The organism is Paenibacillus sp. GCM10027630, assembly GCF_042676305.1.
Taxonomy (GTDB): domain Bacteria; phylum Bacillota; class Bacilli; order Paenibacillales; family NBRC-103111; genus Paenibacillus_S.
The window spans coordinates 99216-117852 of the sequence record NZ_JBHTGY010000096.1; the positions used below are offsets into that span (position 1 = coordinate 99216).

The following is an 18637-nucleotide window of genomic DNA, read 5'->3' on the forward strand; positions in this document are numbered from 1 at the left end:
TCTAACCCGCATGCGTTTTCTTCCACACGGACACGGGTCTAGACTCAAGTTGCTGCCATACACTTTACTTTACGGTTTAACTATTGATCAATGATTTCACAACCTAACGCTGCAAGCTCTCTATCGACCCAGCTTTTGTCGGCGTTTCCTTCAGCAATTTTCTTGATGCTGGCAGCTTCCTTAGCTGCCTTCTCCTTAGCTTTCTCTGCTATTTCAGCAGCATCATTAGGACTAATTACTACAACCCCGTCTTCATCCCCGACTATGATATCCCCGGGATTGATCACGACTCCCCCGCATGAAACCGGGACATTTATTTCTCCTGGTCCATTCTTGTACGGTCCCTTCGGCGTAGCGCCTTTCGCATAGACAGGAAAGTCAATCTGTCTTAAAACGCCCACATCTCTTACCGCGCCATCAATTAAAAAGCCGGCTATCCCTCTGCTCATCGCATAACGCACCATCATCTCTCCAGTTACCGCGTTAACCAAGTCCCCCTGAACATCGACTACAATAATGTCACCTAGCTGAGCCATATCCAATGCTTTATGAAAAAGTAAGTTATCCGCGATTCTGGCCTTCACTGTAAATGCGGTACCTAACAACGGACTGCTGTTGTAAGGCTTAATTTGTGCATCAACGCATCCGAATCTGTTCATGCTGTCTGCAATGTTCGCAACGGGCAGCCCTTTGAACGATTGGACTAAATCGGAAGACGGGCGGTTAATTTTTGTATAAATTCTGAAGCCTGCATTAGACATAGGAATCATCCCTTTCATATTTTTACTTCATCGCAGCTGTTTTGGCATAAGAATCCTCATATTCCTTGATTAATTTATCGCCACCGGCTTTACGCCACTTATCTACTTCTGCCTGCCATCCAGCTTCATCGATTTTGCCCATAATAAATTTCGTTTGCGCATCTTGGATCATTTGCTCCAATTCTCTACCCCGCTCCGTATACGTCACGGATGTCAGCGTCAGCGCAGGATTCGGCACAGCGTACTTCATATTTTCCTTTTCAATCGTAAAGCCCTTTTCACCAATCGGCGAATCCTTCAAGGGCGCTACATTATATCCCTCAAAAGAGATGAAATTATCATTGTAGGGCTTAATTTCCCGCTGGTACAAAGCAAAATCCTTGTATTCCGTACGATTATCCGCTGTCTTTACATAATGCTTGCCTTCAATTCCTCTTAGTAAAAGCGTAGACATCTGAGGCTCCATCAGTCGATCCAGAAAAGTCAGCACTTTCTTCAATTCAGCTTCAGTCCGGACCGCGGATTTCGGTATCAAATAGAACCCTGCATTTCCCGGCTCCCCTGCTACACGGATCCCCTTAGGTCCAACCATTGGTTCCACATCCAACACAGCATTCGGGTTATTTTTACTAATCCGTTCCTGCATGGCTTTACCGTTTTTTGCAACATTAATCATGAATCCAGCACGGCCTGAATCCAGCAGTTTGCGGGATTCTTCTTCATCAAACACAGCAAAATCCTGATTAATCAGCTTCTCGGCAAACAGCTTTCGGAACATAATTAATACATCGTTGTATTCTTTTGTTGTAAAATCCGGTGTAAATTTACCGTTATCCACTCCCCATTTGTTAGGAGCACCTTGATTAACCGCAAGTCTTGTAAACAAATTATTAGGGCCTTCACTATAATTTTTATAAAGAACAATCCCGAACGTATCGTTCTTGCCATTTTTGTCCGGATCGTTCAAGGTCATAGCTTTAAGAACCTCATACCATTGCTCCATATTCGTTGGTAATTTCATGCCTAATGCATCCAGCCAATCCTTACGGTAAATGATCCCCGCTCGCCCGATATCCCTGAATATAGGAACTCCGTACTTCTTTCCGTTTACTGCCAGATTATCAAAGTGGAGTGGATTCTGGGCCGATAAATTTTTATAATCCTTCAACAGCGGACCTATCTCCCAAAACAATCCGGTTTCAATAGCTTTGGTGATAGTGGGAGTAACTCTCGCCTTTAACAACTTGGGCAGCTCATTGGAGGCGATCATAACATTCACCTTATCGTTGTAGGCGGACAAAGGTATCCACTGAATATTCAGCTTTGTGTTCGTATATTTCTCTATGGCCTGCTCGACTTCATTGCCTTTCTTCGGTATCTCGCCAACCTGCTCCCCGGCTATACTGATCTCGAATGGGGAATTGTCCTCCGTACTCTTTTTGTTTGCAGCATCTACAGGTTTATCTTCTTTACCACTGCTGCAGCCAGCCAGCGTTCCTGCCACCAGAAGTGCAGCACAGCTTAATGCAATCCATTGTTTGTTCTTCATCTTGTCATCCCCCTAAACGATTAGCCTTTAACGGAGCCCAGCATGACACCCTTGGCAAAATGCTTTTGTAAAAACGGATAAATCAATAAAATAGGCACGGTTGCAAATACGATAACTGCCATCCTTATCGTTAATGGTTGAATCATGGCCTCCTCGAAGCCCGTATCTCCGATTCTGCTTTGAGCAAGAATGACAATTTCTCTAAGTAACACCTGTACCGGCCACATCTGATTATCATTAATGTAAATAATAGCGTTAAAAAACGTGTTCCAGTGGCTTACCGCATAAAAGAGAGCGAAAGTCGCCATTGCAGGCATCGACAAAGGCAGTACAATCCGGAACAAGATTCCTACATCGTTACAACCATCAATCTTAGCCGAATCCTCCAGCCCATCCGGAATCTGTTGGAAGAAGTTTTTCAATACGATAAGATTGAAGGCGCTTATTGCATTAGGAATCATTAAGGACCATAGCGAATTGGTTAACCCCATAGCTTTTACGACAAAATAAGTAGGAATCATTCCGCCGCTAAAGAGCATTGTGAACAACACACCCATCAGAATGACATTGCGCCCACGCATAGTGGATCGTGAAATAGGATAGGCCAACAGCGAAGTAAATAACAGATTAATGAGGGTTCCAACGGTTGTAATGTAAATGGAGATCATCAGGCTCCGCAGCAGCGTGTTTGTAGAAAAAATATACTCATAGGCAGCCAGTGAAAACTTCTTGGGAAACAGAATGATACCGCCTTTTGCGACCTCGGATGGATCGGTGAAGGATACCGCCAATATATAAATGAATGGAAGCACCGTTACCAATGCGATAACCGTTAACAATATATAATTGATGCCGTCGAATATCTTATTGCCTATGGATTTGTCTTGAACCATATCAGTTTACCTCATCTCACAAGTTTTCAATAAACACCCTCTTGCCCGAACCGTTTAGCTAGCCAATTGGAGCCAAATACAAGCAGAAGCCCCACTGCCGATTTAAACAAGCCTACTGCCGCACTGTAGCTGTACTGGGCTTGAGTTAACCCTTTCATATACACATACGTATCAAATACTTCTCCAACCTCGCGGTTCGTCGGTGCCAGCATAATGAAAATATGCTCAAAGCCATTATCCATAAAGCTTCCCAAGCGTAAGATCAATAGAATAATAATCGTGCTCCGAATAGCAGGAAGTGTGATATGCCAGAGCTGTCTCATCCGGTTAGCCCCATCCATGCGTGCTGCCTCGTACAGCTGAAGATCAACACCGGCCAAAGCAGCTAAGAAAATAATCGTTCCCCATCCGACTTCCTTCCAAATAGACTGTGTAACGATCATGCTTCTAAACCATTCCGGCTCCAGCAAGAAGGCGATTTTTTCACCTGTCAAAGCAAAGATAAGCTCGTTAACGATCCCCCCCTCGGTAGTGAACAGTAAATAAAATACGCCGACCACAACCACCCAAGAAACAAAGTGAGGAATGTAAATCATCGTTTGCACAAACCTTTTGAATTTTTCCCTCCTTACCTCATTCATCATTAAGGCCAGTAAAATAGGCAACGGAAAGAAAAATAGGATATTGTACAAAGCCAATAAGGTTGTATTTCGGAATAGCCCCCAAAATTGCGGTTCATTGAAAAAGCGTTCAAAATGTCTGAGCCCGACCCAAGGACTATTGAATATTCCTAAATGTGGCTTATAATCCTGAAACGCCATTATCAGTCCATACATGGGTACATATTTGAAAATAATGAAGTACAACACACCCGGTACAGCCATTAGATATAACCACCGGTCCCTGATCATTTCTTTTAACCAAATGCTTTTGGGCCTTGTTTTCTTGCTGACTAACGCAGCTTGCAGTTCCATTTGCTCTTTCCCCCTACCTTCCTTCACATGTGTTTGTTTTCGTTCCACACTTCGGATTATGCTACGATTCCCTATTACAAAACAGATACAGAATCGAACTTCTGCAAGAAATCCTGCTTTAGAGCCTGTAACCGCACCGTTTATCATCTTACTTAACTTTTAATGAACCTTTTTTTAACCACTTTTAGAACAACAAAAAACCCTAATGGATACATCCACTAGAGTTATTGGAGGACTGCATTTATTCTTTGGTGAATTGCTCCCTATATTGCTTGGGCGTTAGACCGACCAGTTTACGAAACATCCGAATGAACGCCGTTGTATTCGAATAATTCAATCTCTCCGAAATTTCTGCTATTTTCATATCCGAGCTTTCCAACCAAGACTTCGCCATATTAATGCGATATTCGCTCAAATAGTCACTAAAATTAGTCCCTATTTTTTTCTTAAACACCCGGCTTAAATATACCGGATGAAAATTCAAGATAGCCGCACATGATTCAAGTGTCAAACCTTTATCAAACCGATCATGTATAATTTTTACCGCTTCATCTGCGATGTTTACGTATTGGGATTCAGCTTGCTGCCGTACATGCCGGGCTACAGGACCAATGAGATGATTCCTAAACCAATATATAATCTCGTCCAATGTATTCAGCTTCATGAACTTATCGACTAGCACATGCTCGCCTAATAATTGGCCTCCGGTAATTCCTTGAGCTCTAACCTGAAGAACTATGCGGGAAATTAATTGAAGCATCAGCATTTGATATTCGGTAAAGCTTACATTCTGATCCACAATAGCTGTAATATAGCTCTGAAAAACCTCATAGCCTTTTTCTTCATCCCCTGTTTTTATCGCTTGGACCAATTGATCCTCGAAAAATGTGAAATGCGAATATACATTAGCTGGTACATCCCCGTCCGTTGAAATATCTTCGAAATGAACAATAATTTCATTCCCGAGACTAATTCTGCATTTTAAAGCTTCCAGACTCTCCTCATAAGCTTGAATTGCATTCGTATATTTTACGAAAGGACTGCTGATACCGATACTTACTTGCAGCTGCAAAAACTCATTTACCTTACTTTGAATCAGCTCAGCTGTTTGATGGTAGTAATCCTTCAGTTCATCTGAATTTTCAAGCTCACTCGTTAGAAGTGTTATCTGAGACTGGTCCAGGATAATCGGGCTGAACCGCTGATTTTGAGGAATCAGATCCCCAACAATGTTATGAATGGCGAACAATAGCAACTCTCTGTCATGCTCAGGGTAACGCGTTCCCTGAAGGGTATCGATCTGTAAGGTGAGAACCCCTAGTGTCTTCCAATCTACAGGGAATCCATATATTCGGCATCGGTAAGCAAAGTCACTTTCCGAGATTTGACCCGTAAACAGCTTAATAACAAAAAATTCCTTTAATTGGGTAAACTGCCCCTTCATTTGCTGCTGCAGTTGTTTTCCCGTATTGGACAAGGAGCGAAACCGTTCTTCCATAAGCACGAACTCGTCCTTCTTTTCCTCCCCAGCCGTTCTTTCCCCATCCTCTATATCTTTCATCGACTGAAATAACCTTCGTATAGGAGAGTACATTCGACGGCTTCCATAAAAGGCTAAAATAATAACGATGCCAAAAATAATAATGCAGGTGCTCAGCGTTATTAGGGCAATCTTCCTGGATTCTTTCGTAATCTCCTCGATAGATACTACCGACACATAAATCCACCCATTATATGGGGAAACTCTATAGGTAACGCCCACTTTATTATTGGTGGAATGTGAATTAAAAAAACCACTGGCTTGGTTTGTCGCGCTCACTATATTCACAATCTGACTGTTTATATCCTGATACTTATTGGCATTTTCCTCGACAAGAAAATTATTGCCCCTGCCGTCCAGAACATAAATTTCACCTAATTTCGTGTTTTGGGTCAATAATTCTTGCAGCTCACTCTTCATGATTTCAATAACGAGCATTGTATTGGACACTAATGGGAATCTCAAAACCATGCCGATTGAGGATGAAGTCGCCGTTCCTAAAGCAGCCGGATCAGTATCAACAAGAGCAGCTGGGGAATTCAGATTATCTGTAATCCAACGTATAAAATCAGGATGGTTCATATAGCTCAAAAACAAATCCCGATAAGGAAAGCTGCTAAAGCTGCGAAAACCACGGTAGTTGATCATCCAGTCTTTATCTATATTGATTAAATGAGCATCTCTGATTCCTGAAGATTGAAGATTATAAAGTCCACGGGAAAGCTCATTGATTCTCGGAAAGTCATCGGGAGTTAAGCCATCTTTGACAGATTGGGTAACCAGAGCTGAATTACTATACTGTACCACTGATAACTCAATTGCTTTTAGCACCTGCTCAACCCGCATTTGGGTTTGCAGCATAATTTGCATATTGCCTTCTTTAACTTTGTTCTCAATATCTTTAGAAGAAATAAAGTAAGAAATAAATCCTATACCTATGACAGGAATTAACCCGAGGATGAGACTGAAGCTGAGCAAGCGAAATAAATATTTAGACACCCAGATGTTCTCTCCTTCGCTCGTAAAAAGTAGGATAATAATTTTTTCGTCAAAATTCCCTGAGTGGCATGAGATTCCTGTGCATTCGTCCGCATGTTCCTCAAATCCCTAACTTTCTTTTTTCCATTGTATAACAACTACTGTATCAAAGTATCCCGATTTTAAACAGTACTACTAAAATATCACAACATTGAAGCACGCACCAAAAGACTTGCCATATACCTATCTAAACGCTCCACCATCAGCTTATCGGTTAACCCTGTAACGCCAAACAACATGGCCGGATTCAAACGGCAATGGCCTATGTCAATCCCGGCAGGGCCGCGGCAAGCGTTCACCCAAGGCTTAATCTGCGGCGAGCTTATGCCATTCACATAGGCCCATCGAAGGCTCTCCGCCTCACTGAATAAACAACCCACTTCAGCACGCGATCAGGGGGTGTATGTTCAGATACGGGTATCATAAATCTTCATCTTTTATCTGTTTTCTACTCCTATTTTATCATAATCCTGTTGGATTAATTTTTAACCAGAATCGCTAGAGAAGATAAATTATACCTTCCATTTTCCCTCAACCAGCTTAAAAATTGACGCGAATGCTTGAACGCATGCTCGAACGTCCTCGAATAGGATTGTATCAACATAATGACGTGGTTCATATCAAAATCTTTTTTGTGGTAACCCATCAATCCAATTAAATGGAATTTAATTAGCGCATAGTGCATAATGAACGTCATGTATTCTTCAAATATATCCGTTCCAACAGGAAATGATTTTTTAAACATATTGTTAACCAGGTAATTCTCCAAAATGTACTCATGCTCCTTCATAAAAGGCAAGTAATGGCTTTGGTACGCGTTTTTATACGCTTCTAAGCTATCCTTGTCTACTCTATCCCTCATAAATTTAATCCCTCTCAAGCTTTCCATTATACATTGGAGGTACCTCTTATGGTTGACTCCGTTAAATAAATGCATATCTATCGATTTCCTCAACAGCTCCATCTGATCAGCGATAGACGTAGGGAGGCTGGTTGATCTTTCCTTTATCAATCCTTGCTCAATCTGGTTCCTATAAGAGGAAATCATGCTTGGGACCTCTTCTGCTTCACCTGACGATAGTCGGTCTTGCAGCTCCTCAAAAAACATGCCCAAAATAAGCAGCCTTTCCGATAAAGGGTACTTCCGGTTTTGCAGCACTTCAAACGTAAACTTCCGAAGCTCCAGGAAATATCGACGTACTGGCTTAGGATCGTTGGTATCTATACGAATAGCTTCCCACCGGCTCTCATCAACAACTTCCTGAATCTCTTCAAACACGATTCCATTAGGATTAAGCAATGCCAATCGAGCCACTTCAGGACAGGACATTGTAGCTGATCTCTGGTGGATTCCGTCCACTACATTAGAAACGCGGGGATACGTCACACAAAGATTAGAAAGATACGATTCGCCTAGCTGCGAATGGATGCTGCATAATTTCTCCTGATTAAGAAAGGGGCATACGGATCCCGAGGTTAATTGAATTTCTGCAAAATGCCGACTGCCAAGAGATGCTTCAATCTTCTTTAGATGCTGCAAAAGCGGAGGGGTGGACTCGAGGCCCTGAACCTTCTCATATCGCTTGTACGTTTTTTGGTCGACTGTAATTTTCCAGCCCGCGCAGCATGTATCCTCACACGCGGGACCGATACATGAAAACTCGCGCATATATTGTGGCAGGAGTACGGTTTGTTTTTCCAATAGAATACCTCCCTTTGAGTTACCGTTCTTTATTGAGAACATAATCTTACAGTATCACTCGTTCCCACTAGCGTCAATGAATAATGCGATTATTCCATTAGATTAATCCCAAGTTAGCGCCTTAACCATTCGCAATTCAAGAAGATTAACGACAGATCGACAGTGCTGTATTCTGCGAACAATTACCTCAAGTGCAACATAATCCAAACCCGTCTCGTCAAAGATCATTGACAGCAACATTAAATTACTCGCAGAAGGGAATTACAACAATGAAACCTTTAATGAAAAAAAGTCTGGTCGTTCTAACCCTATCCACTATGATGTCAACTGGGGCAGCTTATGCTTCAACTGATAATGTACAGCCTATCAATGCCTTAGCACCCATTACCATTCAAGCTGCTACGTCTCCCGTTACTATTAATCTAAATGGCGAACCGCTATCAGAATATGGCTACCAAGCACCTAATGCTGCAGAATCTATGCTGCCTCTCCGGGCTGTTGCAGAGAAATTAGGCTATACTTTAGTCTGGAACCCTGAGACTCTATCCGTCGATTTGAATAAAGGCCCGATTTTTACAACTGTAAAAACAGGCGAAGATAGTTATTCTATCAACAAAATGCTTACAACTCTTGGCACAGCGCCTGAGTTGGTCGACAGCAAGCTGTATGTGCCTTCATCCTTTGTAAGCAAGATCTTGCATGCTTCCGTAGCTGCACAAGGAAATTCAGTGTCCATAACACTCGCCGAGCAGCAAAAAAAGGTTCAAGCGACAGGAGTTATTACCGCTATCAGAAATGAAGGGAATCACTCATCCGTTCAAATCCAGGGTGTGGGCATGAATGGACTCGTGCTTAATGTAGGGGACGAAACGGAGTATCAAATGCTTGACGAGACCAAGCTAAGCCTTTCTGATCTTCATATTGGTCTGACTGTAGTAGCTGAGCATTCGCTTGCCGCCACACTCAGCCTGCCGCCACAAACTCCTACAACCAAAATTACGGTTCTGGATCCAAAGAGACAAGCAGATTTGCTTGGCACTGCAGGCCAGATTGAAGAAGTGCGCAGCAATGATGCCGGGAAAACAAGCTTTTTGATTAAAGGCACAAAACTAAGCGACCAGTCACAAAGCGAAATCGTTCTTCAGATATCTGATGAAACCACTCTTATCAACAAAGATGGAGATCTTATTGATAAATCTCTGCTCGTTAAGGGTACCCAAGTAATAGGCTTTTACGGGCCGACAATGACACGAAGCTTACCTCCTATCGGAAATGCTTGGAAAATTGTTGTGGATTTGAAGGAAGAACAAGAACAGGATCAAGCCGTACAGCATTAATTTTATATACAAACAAAGAAGACTCCAGCCTACTTTAACAGTGGTCTGGAGTCTTTTTTATTGGGGGACAGGCTCATTTGGTACTACCCTAAAGGGACAAGTCCCTTCATTATGTCGTTTGTTTGATCTGTTTGCTTCTTAACTGACCACAAGCAGCATCAATATCTGTCCCGTGTTCAAGCCGAACACTACAGCTAATGCCTTGCTTCTTTAACGTATCGTAGAACGCTCGCACTGATTCATGCTCGCTTCTCTTGTATTGATCAAGCTCATCCACTGGATTGTATGGAATCAAGTTAACATTTATCAGCTGCCGCTTATCCCGAATCAAGTCAGCAAGCTCCAACGCATGCTCCCTGCCATCATTTACATCCTTCAGTAAAATATAGCTGAGCGTGATCCGCCGATTCGTTTTTAGCAAATAATAATCAATAGCCTGCATTAGCTTTTCGATGGAATAGGCACGGTTGATTTTCATAATCTGTGTTCGCAGTTCATTGTTTGGCGCATGTAAGGAAACAGCCAGGTTCACAGGCATATGGATATCGGCAAATTCAATTATTTTATCAGGAAGTCCACTGGTCGATACCGTGATATGTCTTGCCCCAATAGCTAATCCTTTGTGATCTATAATAACCTGCAAAAAGTCTACCGTGTTTTTAAAATTATCAAAAGGCTCGCCAATTCCCATAACTACAACATGGCTCACTTTTTCATTTTGCTGCGCTTGATCCAGGTGAAGCTGAACCTTCATAATTTGCTCGACAATCTCCCCGCTGGATAAATCACGGCTTTTGGTTAATAATCCGCTCGCACAAAAGCTGCATCCAATGTTACAGCCTACTTGAGTTGTTACACATACGGACAGCCCATATTTATGTCTCATCAATACCGTTTCAATGAGATTGCCATCCTTTAGCTTGAACAGAAACTTAATCGTTCCATCCGCCGATTCCTGTTTCAAGTGTTCGTTTAAGGTTTGGATCGCAAAATGATCGGCCAATAATTGAATGCACTCTTTATTAACATCAATCATATCTGAGAAATCCGTTACGCGCTTCCTATACAGCCAATCCCACACCTGTAAGGCCCGCGACTTTTTATGCCCATTTTCCATGAGCCATGCTATCAACTGTTCCAACGTCAGTCCATAAATGGAGTCTTTATTCATTCTTATCCTCTTTTCAAAACGATAATTCGAGACTTATTCTAGTTACAGCCGAAGCTAATCATTCTTTCTATGATTGTCCCAAAATTCTTCTATTAAAGCAAGGGGACTTGGACTTTCAAGGCTTGTAAATCTTGGCTTGCCAGAACCACCCGCCACAGGTCCATTACTTTGTAATATCAATGAATCCCTCTCCAAACACATCCCGTACATCATGAATCGTTATAAACGCATTTTTATCGGTTGCTCTAACAATTTTTTTGAGCAGGCTTACTTCCTGTTTACTAATGACGATATACAGTATCTCTTTAGCCGTTTTTGTATAATAGCCATGGCCATAAATAACAGTAACGCCTCTGTCCATTAGCACATTCACTTGTTCGGCAATTTTACTCTGCTCATTCGATATTATGGTGACAGCCTTTTTGGGGTTAACCCCTTCTATGATGAAATCCATAACTTTGGTCGCTACATACAGCATCACGATAGTAAGCATTACACTTTGAGCCCCAATAATAAAATACGAGGAAAAAACAACAATCAAATCAAACAATAACAGCGCATAGCTAATATTCCAGTCGAGATATTTGTTCGCTATTCTGGCCAGAATGGTCGTGCCCGCTGTTGTGCCTCCGACTCTAATAATTAAGCCTAAGCCAATCCCCGCAAATACTCCTCCGAACAAAGCATTTACGATTAATTCATCTGAAGAAATACGCCAACCCTCTGTTAAAAATAAAAAAAGAGAATTGAAGGAAACCGCAATAATCGTATAGAGTGTCGTTGTTTTATCCAGAAACTTAAAGCCTACTAGCAGTAAGCAAGAGTTTAATATCAGGCTGACCAATCCGGGGGACCATTGAAATACGTAATAGAGAATAATGCTTGTCCCTATAACCCCGCCCTCACCAAATTCATTAGGAATAACAAAAAGATTTACAGCCAAAGCAAACATCAAAGAACCCACAATAAGAATAAAAATATCCGCCGCTCTTTTTTTCATATCGATGTACCTTCTTAACTATTAAAGTTAAACCTCTCCTAAGTAATACGATTCAGTATAACACCTATTGAACGAAAATACAGGGCATCCCTATGGATACCCTGCGCAGTTAGAAGGGGCTGTCTCTTAAGTCTGGATAAGACTAGAAACAACCCCGTAATCAAGCTAATATTTCCTTGGAGACGTTCATCGAAATAACTTAGCTTCTTCCATATTTCATATTGAACGATTCGTCACTCGATGCGAGGTAAATAATGCCTTCGATGAAACCAATAAGCGCCGGGATATAAGTCCAGCAAAAAAGTAAGTAAACAATTCCCCATCCCACTTTTCCAAGATAAAACTTGTGCACCCCTAATCCACCAAGCAAAATTGCGAGTATACCTGCAGTAGTCTTGCTTTTTCTGGGGACATACACATTGCTATTCATGGTATTCATATGGTTCATGTTATTATTGTTCATGTTGCTGTTCATATTGTTGGCGTTATTCGCGTTCATGCCAGCCATCATTTCATTCATATCTTTCATCATTTCATTGACCTTGTTTATAGATTCCGGGGAATTCACATTCGATGTGGTAATAGTCTGCGCATAGGAATTAAATCCGGATGTATTTTGCTGGGCCTGCATTTGCGGCTGATTAACAGCGATACTTTCCCCACAATATTTACATTCCGTTACATTCAGTGCGACTGGTGCCCCGCAGGCTGGACAGTTACTTGTACTCATAAGATGTCTCTCCCTTACTTTAAATATTTATCTAACGTTTAATGCTTCTCTATTAACAATAAGATGTCGAGTTTCATCAATTAAACTCTGAATATCTGCGATATTTTTGTCGATGGCATTCGATCGAATATGTAATTGTATAAACTCCAAATTATCCCGTATAGTGTTTTCCAACTCATAGACCGCACTGTTGCCAGTAATTCTGCCAAAAGGAGTTGAAGCATTGATTCGCTCTTTTAGCACCTTGAAGGATTGGATGATGGGCAATATCCCCTCATTATTTTTCTTGGCATTGAGCGAGGCTTCAATGATCATGAGCTGCATGTTAATGTTGGTCTTTTCGGATTTCTCCAGCTGGGTGGAGTCCTCAGATTCACGATTGGAGAAATAAGTGATAGTTGACAATACGCCAATCAGGATCGCAAAGATAAACAATTCCCAGCATATATACCAAACTATATTTCCCATAATAAAAGCAACCGAGATAAGATTAGATACAGCTAAATATAGGATAGATACAACAATAATCGATATCGGATAAGGGATACTGCCTCTTCCAAACAGGTTGGGAAATACAACAGCCCCGCTGAAAAACAATAGTCCTGCAAACAAAACCAGGGACATGATTACTAGCTTCATAGGCGCCAGAATAAACAAGGCGGAAAAAATGGAATAGAAGCCTACAATAATCGCAATGTCAAAAACCAGAACTGCCAGCAGCCTATAAAGTCCGAAATTGGAAAAATTGAAGTATCTCATATTCACTCCTCCTGCTTGGTGCCGCAGTCCGCACAGAACTTGGTTCCAGGCTTATTCTCTTTTTGACATCCAGGGCATATTTTTTTCATCATGGAGCTGCCGCAATTCGAACAAAACTTCACATTCTCATCTACCATCGTTTTGCAAGAGTAGCATTCGATTTGGGCAATGATAAGTTTATCGCCGCAGTTACTACAGAACTTGGCCCCTGCCTCATTCAATTCTCCGCATTTTTTGCAAGGCTGTCCTTTGGGATGGGCATGGACGTCATTGGCTGACATATTGCCAAATAGGTTTCCCATAGCTGTACCCGCTCCAGCACCAAACCCTAAGCCCATACCAGCCGCCGCTATACTTCCTGCACCCTCATTGCTGGCCGCTGTTTCCATAACATCAAATTTACGTTTAACGGTATAGCGATTATCGCCTATGATATCGAAGGCTGCTTTTTCGCCTAGTAATCTATTGATAGTTTCGAAATCTTCATCTGGAAAGTTAATGGAAGACAAATAAAAGTTAACAATTTCTATCCCGAACCGCTCAAATTCATCCGAAAGGCTTCTTTGGGAACTCTCTGATATTTCCTCCAGTTTAGGAGCTATTTCAAGCACAGAAATTTTTTGGTTAATAATGATATTGGCGATAATAGTTTTAACCTTGGTAACCGTAACACCTTTGAAATAACCAATTACGGTATCATATTTAACAATCTGATCATCGCCCACAGCACCTATGAGTTCAGTCAAGAATACACGGTAATCTGAAATCCTAATTCCAAATTGACCGAATGCGCGTACTCTTAATCTGACTGCATATTTAGGGTCAATTAAACTGATCGGATCGCTGGTTCCCCATAAAATATCCAGCTTTACTGTTTTGTTTATAAAAAATACTTCTGCGGTAAAAGGCGTCCTTCCACCAAAAGGAATATTGATTAACCCTTGCAAAATAGGAATGTTCTTAGCATTGAGGGTATGGGTTCCTGCTGAGAAATAGTCGAGAGCCTTGCCTCCTTTAACAAAAACAGCTATCTGACCCTCGCCAACGATAAGTTGTGTACCAAAGACAAAGCTCTCTCCTGGATACCGATAAACCAACCAATTGCGATTGGCTATCCCATTAAACTTTATAACATCAATAATAGCCAAGACTATCCCTCTCTCATTTTACCATTTCCAAACATTGTCTCTTAATTGTATTACACCTTCTCTCTTTTAATCAATTATTATTTCAAGTTTTGGCAAATTCTGCGAGATTGAATGCGGTTGTAATCATGCAATAATCTTCGTTTTCTTGGCATTTTCTGTCGATTTTTTAATAATACCGCTAAGCGGACGTTTAAGAGCAAGCGAGATGAACAAGCTAAGGCCGATAAATCCGAACAGGTATAAAATATCTCTAATCGCCGTTTCCCATAGAATACCCCCGACCCCTTCTCTCAGCAGGCTGATCGCATAGGTGAAGGGCATAAACGGATTCAAGGCTTGGAAAAATGGCGAAGTCATACTAATCGGGAACGTACCGCCCGAGCTGGAAAATTGGAACACCATGAAAATAATGGCGATTCCTTTGCCCACATTGCCGAAAACAGACAGAAGCGTATAGGTAATCGTAACGAACACCGCACTGACCAGCATGGCGAATAAAACAAACGCTATTTTGTCTGCTACAAAGGCGTTCAGGATAAAGAAATCTCCCAGCGTAATACATAGAGCCTGAAGTAGCCCAATGGTCATGAACGTGCCCAAGCGGCCCAAGTAAAGCTGATAGGGCTTGAAGCGCCCTTCCGGATTGCCGGCTTCCGCTTTCAATAAGGAAATCAACAGCGTGGCTCCTACCCATAGGGATAGTACACAATAAAACGGAGACATCGCCGAGCCGTAATTCGGAATCGGGTATTTTCGGTTCTCTATGATCTGCACAGGACTGGCCAGAAACTCGCTCTCCTTCTGAATGTCGCCGCGCAAAAGCTTGGCAAGATCAGCGAAGTGGTTGTTCTCTTCAATTTTTCTGAGCTTATCCGCTGTTTGGCGAACGGCATGCTCAAGCTGAGGCAGGTCATCGCGAACAAGCCCTGCGATTTTGTGGACGCCGGACTCCACTTCCGGAAGCTTCTCGCGTACGAAATCGGCTAGCTTGGAGAGCTCCTTCTCCGCATGAGGCAAGTCGTTCTCAACGAATGAGGCCGCCTCGTCCAGCTTCTTGCCGATTGACGAGAGATTGTCCTGAACGAAAGGCGCCGCGATATCAATCGCTTTGGTGAAAGCATCCGCTTTGCTCTGGAGCGTTTGCGCCAGCTCATGAATTTTTGCACGAATCTGCGGCATCTGTTCTTGAATTTGAGTCAGCTCAGCTTGCCCGAATTCCAGCCCCGCCTTCGCATCCTTAAGGATCGCTTCAATATCCGGAAGCTTGTTTTTAGCAATCTGCAGCTTGTCGGAAGATGCACTAGCGATCGTCTGCAGCTTTTCGATACCTTGGGAAATTAAAGGGACAATCTCGCTATCATATTTGGAGAGAATACTTCCTAATCCGGCACTCGTATTTTTGGACAGCTCATTTAAGCGTTCAACCAAATCCTTGGCGGGGGTATTTCCGTTGGCCAGAGAGGTCGCAATCATGCCCAAAATGGAGATTTGCCGATTCAAGTTATTCTCTATAGTTTGCAGCCGTGCTATATTATCGTTCAATGGTTGGCCTGGAATATAGCTATTAATCCTCCCAAGCAATGATGTGGTATGTTCCAGCACTCTCAGGACCGTGGTGATTCTGTCTTTAACGGCCGTTACCTCTTCTGCAGTAGGTAGAACCTTAGGATCTATGCTAAGTAGTCTATCTGTGAGCAGTGAGGCTGAATCGAGCGCTTGCTGCACTAATATCAAGTTTTGCTTCACCAGCGGAGCTACCGTCTCGAAGACATCCTTGTTCGCAACCAGAAACTCATTAAGTTGATTAGCGAATGCGGAGCCCTTATCAGCAAGTTCAGCAATATGAGTCAAAGCATTTTGTGCAGCCGTAACGATTTCGATTGCCTTGCTTGCCTTGTTGGACGCGAGAGTTATTGCATCAGCTACTTTATCGAAATTTTGATCCAGCTCCTGGATTCGATCCGCTGCTTGCTGAATTTGTGGCAGCTTCTTCTGAATTTCAACAATCTCCAATAAAGCTTCACTGATTTTGGGCCAATTGTTTTGGATTTTCAGCACATATTGAGCGGCCTGATTAATCTCGGGAATTCTCTTCTCCACTTCCGGTATAATTTGAGCCTTCTCATGGATTGCCGGCAGCTTCTCCTCCAGCTCTATCACCTTCTGTGCTGCGGCTTGAATCTCTGGAAGCTTGCTTTCGAGTTCGAAGATACCGCTCTCGACTTTGCGGATGGTAGGCAATTGCTCCTCAATTTGAATACCAATCTCTTTAAGCTTCGTAAGCAAGGCTTCGCTGACCGCTTCCGTAAAGCTCTCATTGATCTGCTTGGTAATCGCAGAGACACCGGATGAGGTTACTTTAGGCGCAACCGCATTCACCTTTTCATTTACGCTGTAGATCACTTGCGGCTTGTCCAGCTTCCCGGTTATAATCCCGGTGATTTTCGAGGAGAAATCGGCCGGAATCAAGATGCTGGCATAGTAAACTCCCTTGTCCAGACCCCTCTCTGCCTGTTCCTTGTTGACGAAAGTCCATCCAAGTTTCTTGTTGCTCTCCAGGCTCTTAAGCAGCTCGCTCCCGATATTGATGCTTTTGCCCTCAACGTTAGCTCCCTGATCCTCGCTTGTGACCGCAACTTTAACTCCGGATGTATTGGCATATGGATCCCATACGGATTTGATATTGACCCAATCGTACAAACATGGCAGTAAAATAATCGCCACAATCAGAAAAATTCCGGTAGGCACCTTGAAAATATTTAACCAATCTGTTTTATAGATTTGCCATATTGAACGCATGTATATCCCACCTACACTGTAAGAATGAAATGAATAGAAGACCTGCCTTCCCTGACAGCTTGCCAGAGAAGGAGCACGTAGGAGACCGACCGCGCCCATTGCCTTATCGTTCCTTAATTAGGAAATTTTTATTACAGAACATTTTAATAGTAAACTCATTTTCCATAAACAGAATGATTCTATTATAGCAACAATTCATCTGTGGAGTAGCGCTCAGGTTTATATGGGTGAAATCGTGAAGATTATATAAGTAGAGAAAATGCACCCCGCAGCAGGCTACAAAGTGCTGAAGGCTCACCTGTTACCTTGTTTTGCAGAGGTGCATTTTCTTTATTAATCGGTTAATCCCGCTACTAATTGTTCCACGAAGAACAATGGAATTTTATTCTGCAACAAAGTTTTATTTAGCGGTGACGCCTCCATCGACTGGCAATTCAATACCTGTAATATAAGCAGATTCGTCAGAAGCCAGGAACAAAACGGCTTCAGCCACTTCGGATGCGCGTCCGACTCTTGGCAATGCCGTCTGAGATAAGAACCATTGCAGCATCTGATCGTTATTAACAAATTCGGCACTCATGGGCGTTTCTATAAAGCCCGGGTGAACCGAATTGACACGGATATGATCCTTGCCGTAATCGACGGCAGCCGCTTTGCTGAGCATGCGGACGCCTCCTTTGGAAGCCGTATAAGCACCCGCTCCACTGCTGCCTGTCAGACCCGCGATAGATGAGATATTAACGATTGAGCCCCCATTATTGGCTTGCATATGCGGGATGATATGCTTCATTCCGAGGAAAGTGCTCGTCAAGTTAATGTTTATTACTTTATTCCATTGATCCATCGTCGTTTCAAGCAATCCGGCAGCCAGAGAAATGCCTGCGTTGTTGACCAAGACGTCCACTTTGCCGTAAGCTTTAACCGTATCTGCCGCAACCTTGATCCAGTCTTCCTCTGAAACAACATTATGCGCATAGGCTGACGCCTGCCCACCCATAGCTTCAATTTCCTTAACAACGGCTTGTACCGCTGCTTCATTAATATCCGTTGCCACTACCTTGGCTCCCTCTCTCGCGAATAGAAGCGCTTCTTCACGCCCCATGCCGCTTCCTGCTCCAGTAATGATTGCCACTTTATTTGTAAGACGAGCCATCTCTAAATCTCCTTTGCTTTCCAAATATAGTCCTGCCATAATTCGGATTTAACCTCATGAAGGTTAACCTAGTTCATTCCAAA

Annotated in this window: 15 protein-coding genes; 1 reads left to right on the top strand and 14 read right to left on the bottom strand. The window is 42.6% G+C overall.

From position 1 onward, the window contains the following. Positions 1–80: 80 nt before the first annotated feature. From ACFQ0C_RS36090 to fliB, 7 genes are all read right to left on the bottom strand, one after another. Entirely contained in the window at positions 81–761 is a 681-nt protein-coding gene (locus tag ACFQ0C_RS36090; RefSeq protein WP_379374366.1) for an RraA family protein, read from the bottom strand. A 22-nt stretch (positions 762–783) separates the two neighbouring features. Next, the gene (locus ACFQ0C_RS36095) at positions 784–2310 is read right to left on the bottom strand and encodes an extracellular solute-binding protein (RefSeq protein WP_379374368.1); all 1527 of its coding nucleotides are present in this window, start codon (positions 2308–2310) and stop codon (positions 784–786) included. 20 nt (positions 2311–2330) lie between these two features. After that, positions 2331–3203: a carbohydrate ABC transporter permease gene (locus ACFQ0C_RS36100; protein ID WP_379374370.1), complete on the bottom strand. Its 873-nt coding sequence runs from the start codon at positions 3201–3203 to the stop codon at positions 2331–2333. Between the two features lie 26 nt (positions 3204–3229). Further along, positions 3230–4114, bottom strand: a complete 885-nt coding sequence (locus ACFQ0C_RS36105) for an ABC transporter permease (protein ID WP_379374502.1) — start codon at positions 4112–4114, stop codon at positions 3230–3232. 304 nt (positions 4115–4418) lie between these two features. Next, positions 4419–6716: a helix-turn-helix domain-containing protein gene (locus tag ACFQ0C_RS36110; RefSeq protein ID WP_379374372.1), complete on the bottom strand. Its 2298-nt coding sequence runs from the start codon at positions 6714–6716 to the stop codon at positions 4419–4421. 182 nt (positions 6717–6898) lie between these two features. Next, the gene (locus tag ACFQ0C_RS36115; protein ID WP_379374374.1) at positions 6899–7090 is read right to left on the bottom strand and encodes a hypothetical protein; all 192 of its coding nucleotides are present in this window, start codon (positions 7088–7090) and stop codon (positions 6899–6901) included. A gap of 143 nt (positions 7091–7233) precedes the next feature. Then, on the bottom strand, positions 7234–8457 hold the full coding sequence (fliB, locus tag ACFQ0C_RS36120; RefSeq protein WP_379374376.1) for a flagellin lysine-N-methylase: 1224 nt from the start codon (positions 8455–8457) through the stop codon (positions 7234–7236). 269 nt (positions 8458–8726) lie between these two features. Here fliB and ACFQ0C_RS36125 point away from each other — a divergent pair, with 269 nt between their 5' ends. Beyond that, positions 8727–9794: a copper amine oxidase N-terminal domain-containing protein gene (locus tag ACFQ0C_RS36125; protein WP_379374378.1), complete on the top strand. Its 1068-nt coding sequence runs from the start codon at positions 8727–8729 to the stop codon at positions 9792–9794. A 109-nt stretch (positions 9795–9903) separates the two neighbouring features. Here ACFQ0C_RS36125 and rlmN read toward each other — a convergent pair whose 3' ends face one another. The 7 genes from rlmN to ACFQ0C_RS36160 form a co-directional block, all read right to left on the bottom strand. Then, positions 9904–10965 (bottom strand): dual-specificity RNA methyltransferase RlmN, encoded by a 1062-nt coding sequence (gene rlmN / locus ACFQ0C_RS36130; RefSeq protein WP_379374380.1) that lies wholly within the window; start codon positions 10963–10965, stop codon positions 9904–9906. A 163-nt stretch (positions 10966–11128) separates the two neighbouring features. Next, a complete protein-coding gene (locus ACFQ0C_RS36135) occupies positions 11129–11965 on the bottom strand; it encodes a YitT family protein (protein WP_258216366.1) in 837 nt (278 codons plus the stop codon). 199 nt (positions 11966–12164) lie between these two features. Then, positions 12165–12395, bottom strand: coding sequence for a TM2 domain-containing protein (locus tag ACFQ0C_RS36140; protein WP_258216422.1), 231 nt, complete (start codon positions 12393–12395; stop codon positions 12165–12167). 327 nt (positions 12396–12722) lie between these two features. Further along, complete coding sequence (locus ACFQ0C_RS36145) at positions 12723–13454, bottom strand: hypothetical protein (protein ID WP_379374383.1); 732 nt, start codon at positions 13452–13454, stop codon at positions 12723–12725. A gap of 2 nt (positions 13455–13456) precedes the next feature. Beyond that, positions 13457–14602 carry an SPFH domain-containing protein gene (locus ACFQ0C_RS36150; RefSeq protein ID WP_379374385.1) on the bottom strand — a complete coding sequence of 382 codons (1146 nt, stop codon included), beginning with the start codon at positions 14600–14602 and terminating at the stop codon, positions 13457–13459. Between the two features lie 123 nt (positions 14603–14725). Next, positions 14726–17401: a YhgE/Pip family protein gene (locus tag ACFQ0C_RS36155; protein ID WP_379374387.1), complete on the bottom strand. Its 2676-nt coding sequence runs from the start codon at positions 17399–17401 to the stop codon at positions 14726–14728. Between the two features lie 400 nt (positions 17402–17801). Then, a complete protein-coding gene (locus ACFQ0C_RS36160; RefSeq protein WP_379374389.1) occupies positions 17802–18554 on the bottom strand; it encodes an SDR family NAD(P)-dependent oxidoreductase in 753 nt (250 codons plus the stop codon). Positions 18555–18637: the final 83 nt, after the last annotated feature.

What these genes read in the sequence shown, in the direction of transcription:
- ACFQ0C_RS36160 (WP_379374389.1), bottom strand. Translation starts at nt 18,554, where the DNA reads ATGGCTCGTCTTACAAATAAAGTGGCAATCATTACTGGAGCAGGAAGC.
- ACFQ0C_RS36155 (WP_379374387.1), bottom strand. Translation starts at nt 17,401, where the DNA reads ATGCGTTCAATATGGCAAATCTATAAAACAGATTGGTTAAATATTTTC.
- ACFQ0C_RS36140 (WP_258216422.1), bottom strand. Translation starts at nt 12,395, where the DNA reads ATGAATAGCAATGTGTATGTCCCCAGAAAAAGCAAGACTACTGCAGGT.
- ACFQ0C_RS36145 (WP_379374383.1), bottom strand. Translation starts at nt 13,454, where the DNA reads ATGAGATACTTCAATTTTTCCAATTTCGGACTTTATAGGCTGCTGGCA.
- ACFQ0C_RS36135 (WP_258216366.1), bottom strand. Translation starts at nt 11,965, where the DNA reads ATGAAAAAAAGAGCGGCGGATATTTTTATTCTTATTGTGGGTTCTTTG.
- rlmN (WP_379374380.1), bottom strand. Translation starts at nt 10,965, where the DNA reads ATGAATAAAGACTCCATTTATGGACTGACGTTGGAACAGTTGATAGCA.
- ACFQ0C_RS36095 (WP_379374368.1), bottom strand. Translation starts at nt 2,310, where the DNA reads ATGAAGAACAAACAATGGATTGCATTAAGCTGTGCTGCACTTCTGGTG.
- ACFQ0C_RS36105 (WP_379374502.1), bottom strand. Translation starts at nt 4,114, where the DNA reads ATGATCAGGGACCGGTGGTTATATCTAATGGCTGTACCGGGTGTGTTG.
- ACFQ0C_RS36090 (WP_379374366.1), bottom strand. Translation starts at nt 761, where the DNA reads ATGTCTAATGCAGGCTTCAGAATTTATACAAAAATTAACCGCCCGTCT.
- ACFQ0C_RS36125 (WP_379374378.1), top strand. Translation starts at nt 8,727, where the DNA reads ATGAAACCTTTAATGAAAAAAAGTCTGGTCGTTCTAACCCTATCCACT.
- ACFQ0C_RS36100 (WP_379374370.1), bottom strand. Translation starts at nt 3,203, where the DNA reads ATGGTTCAAGACAAATCCATAGGCAATAAGATATTCGACGGCATCAAT.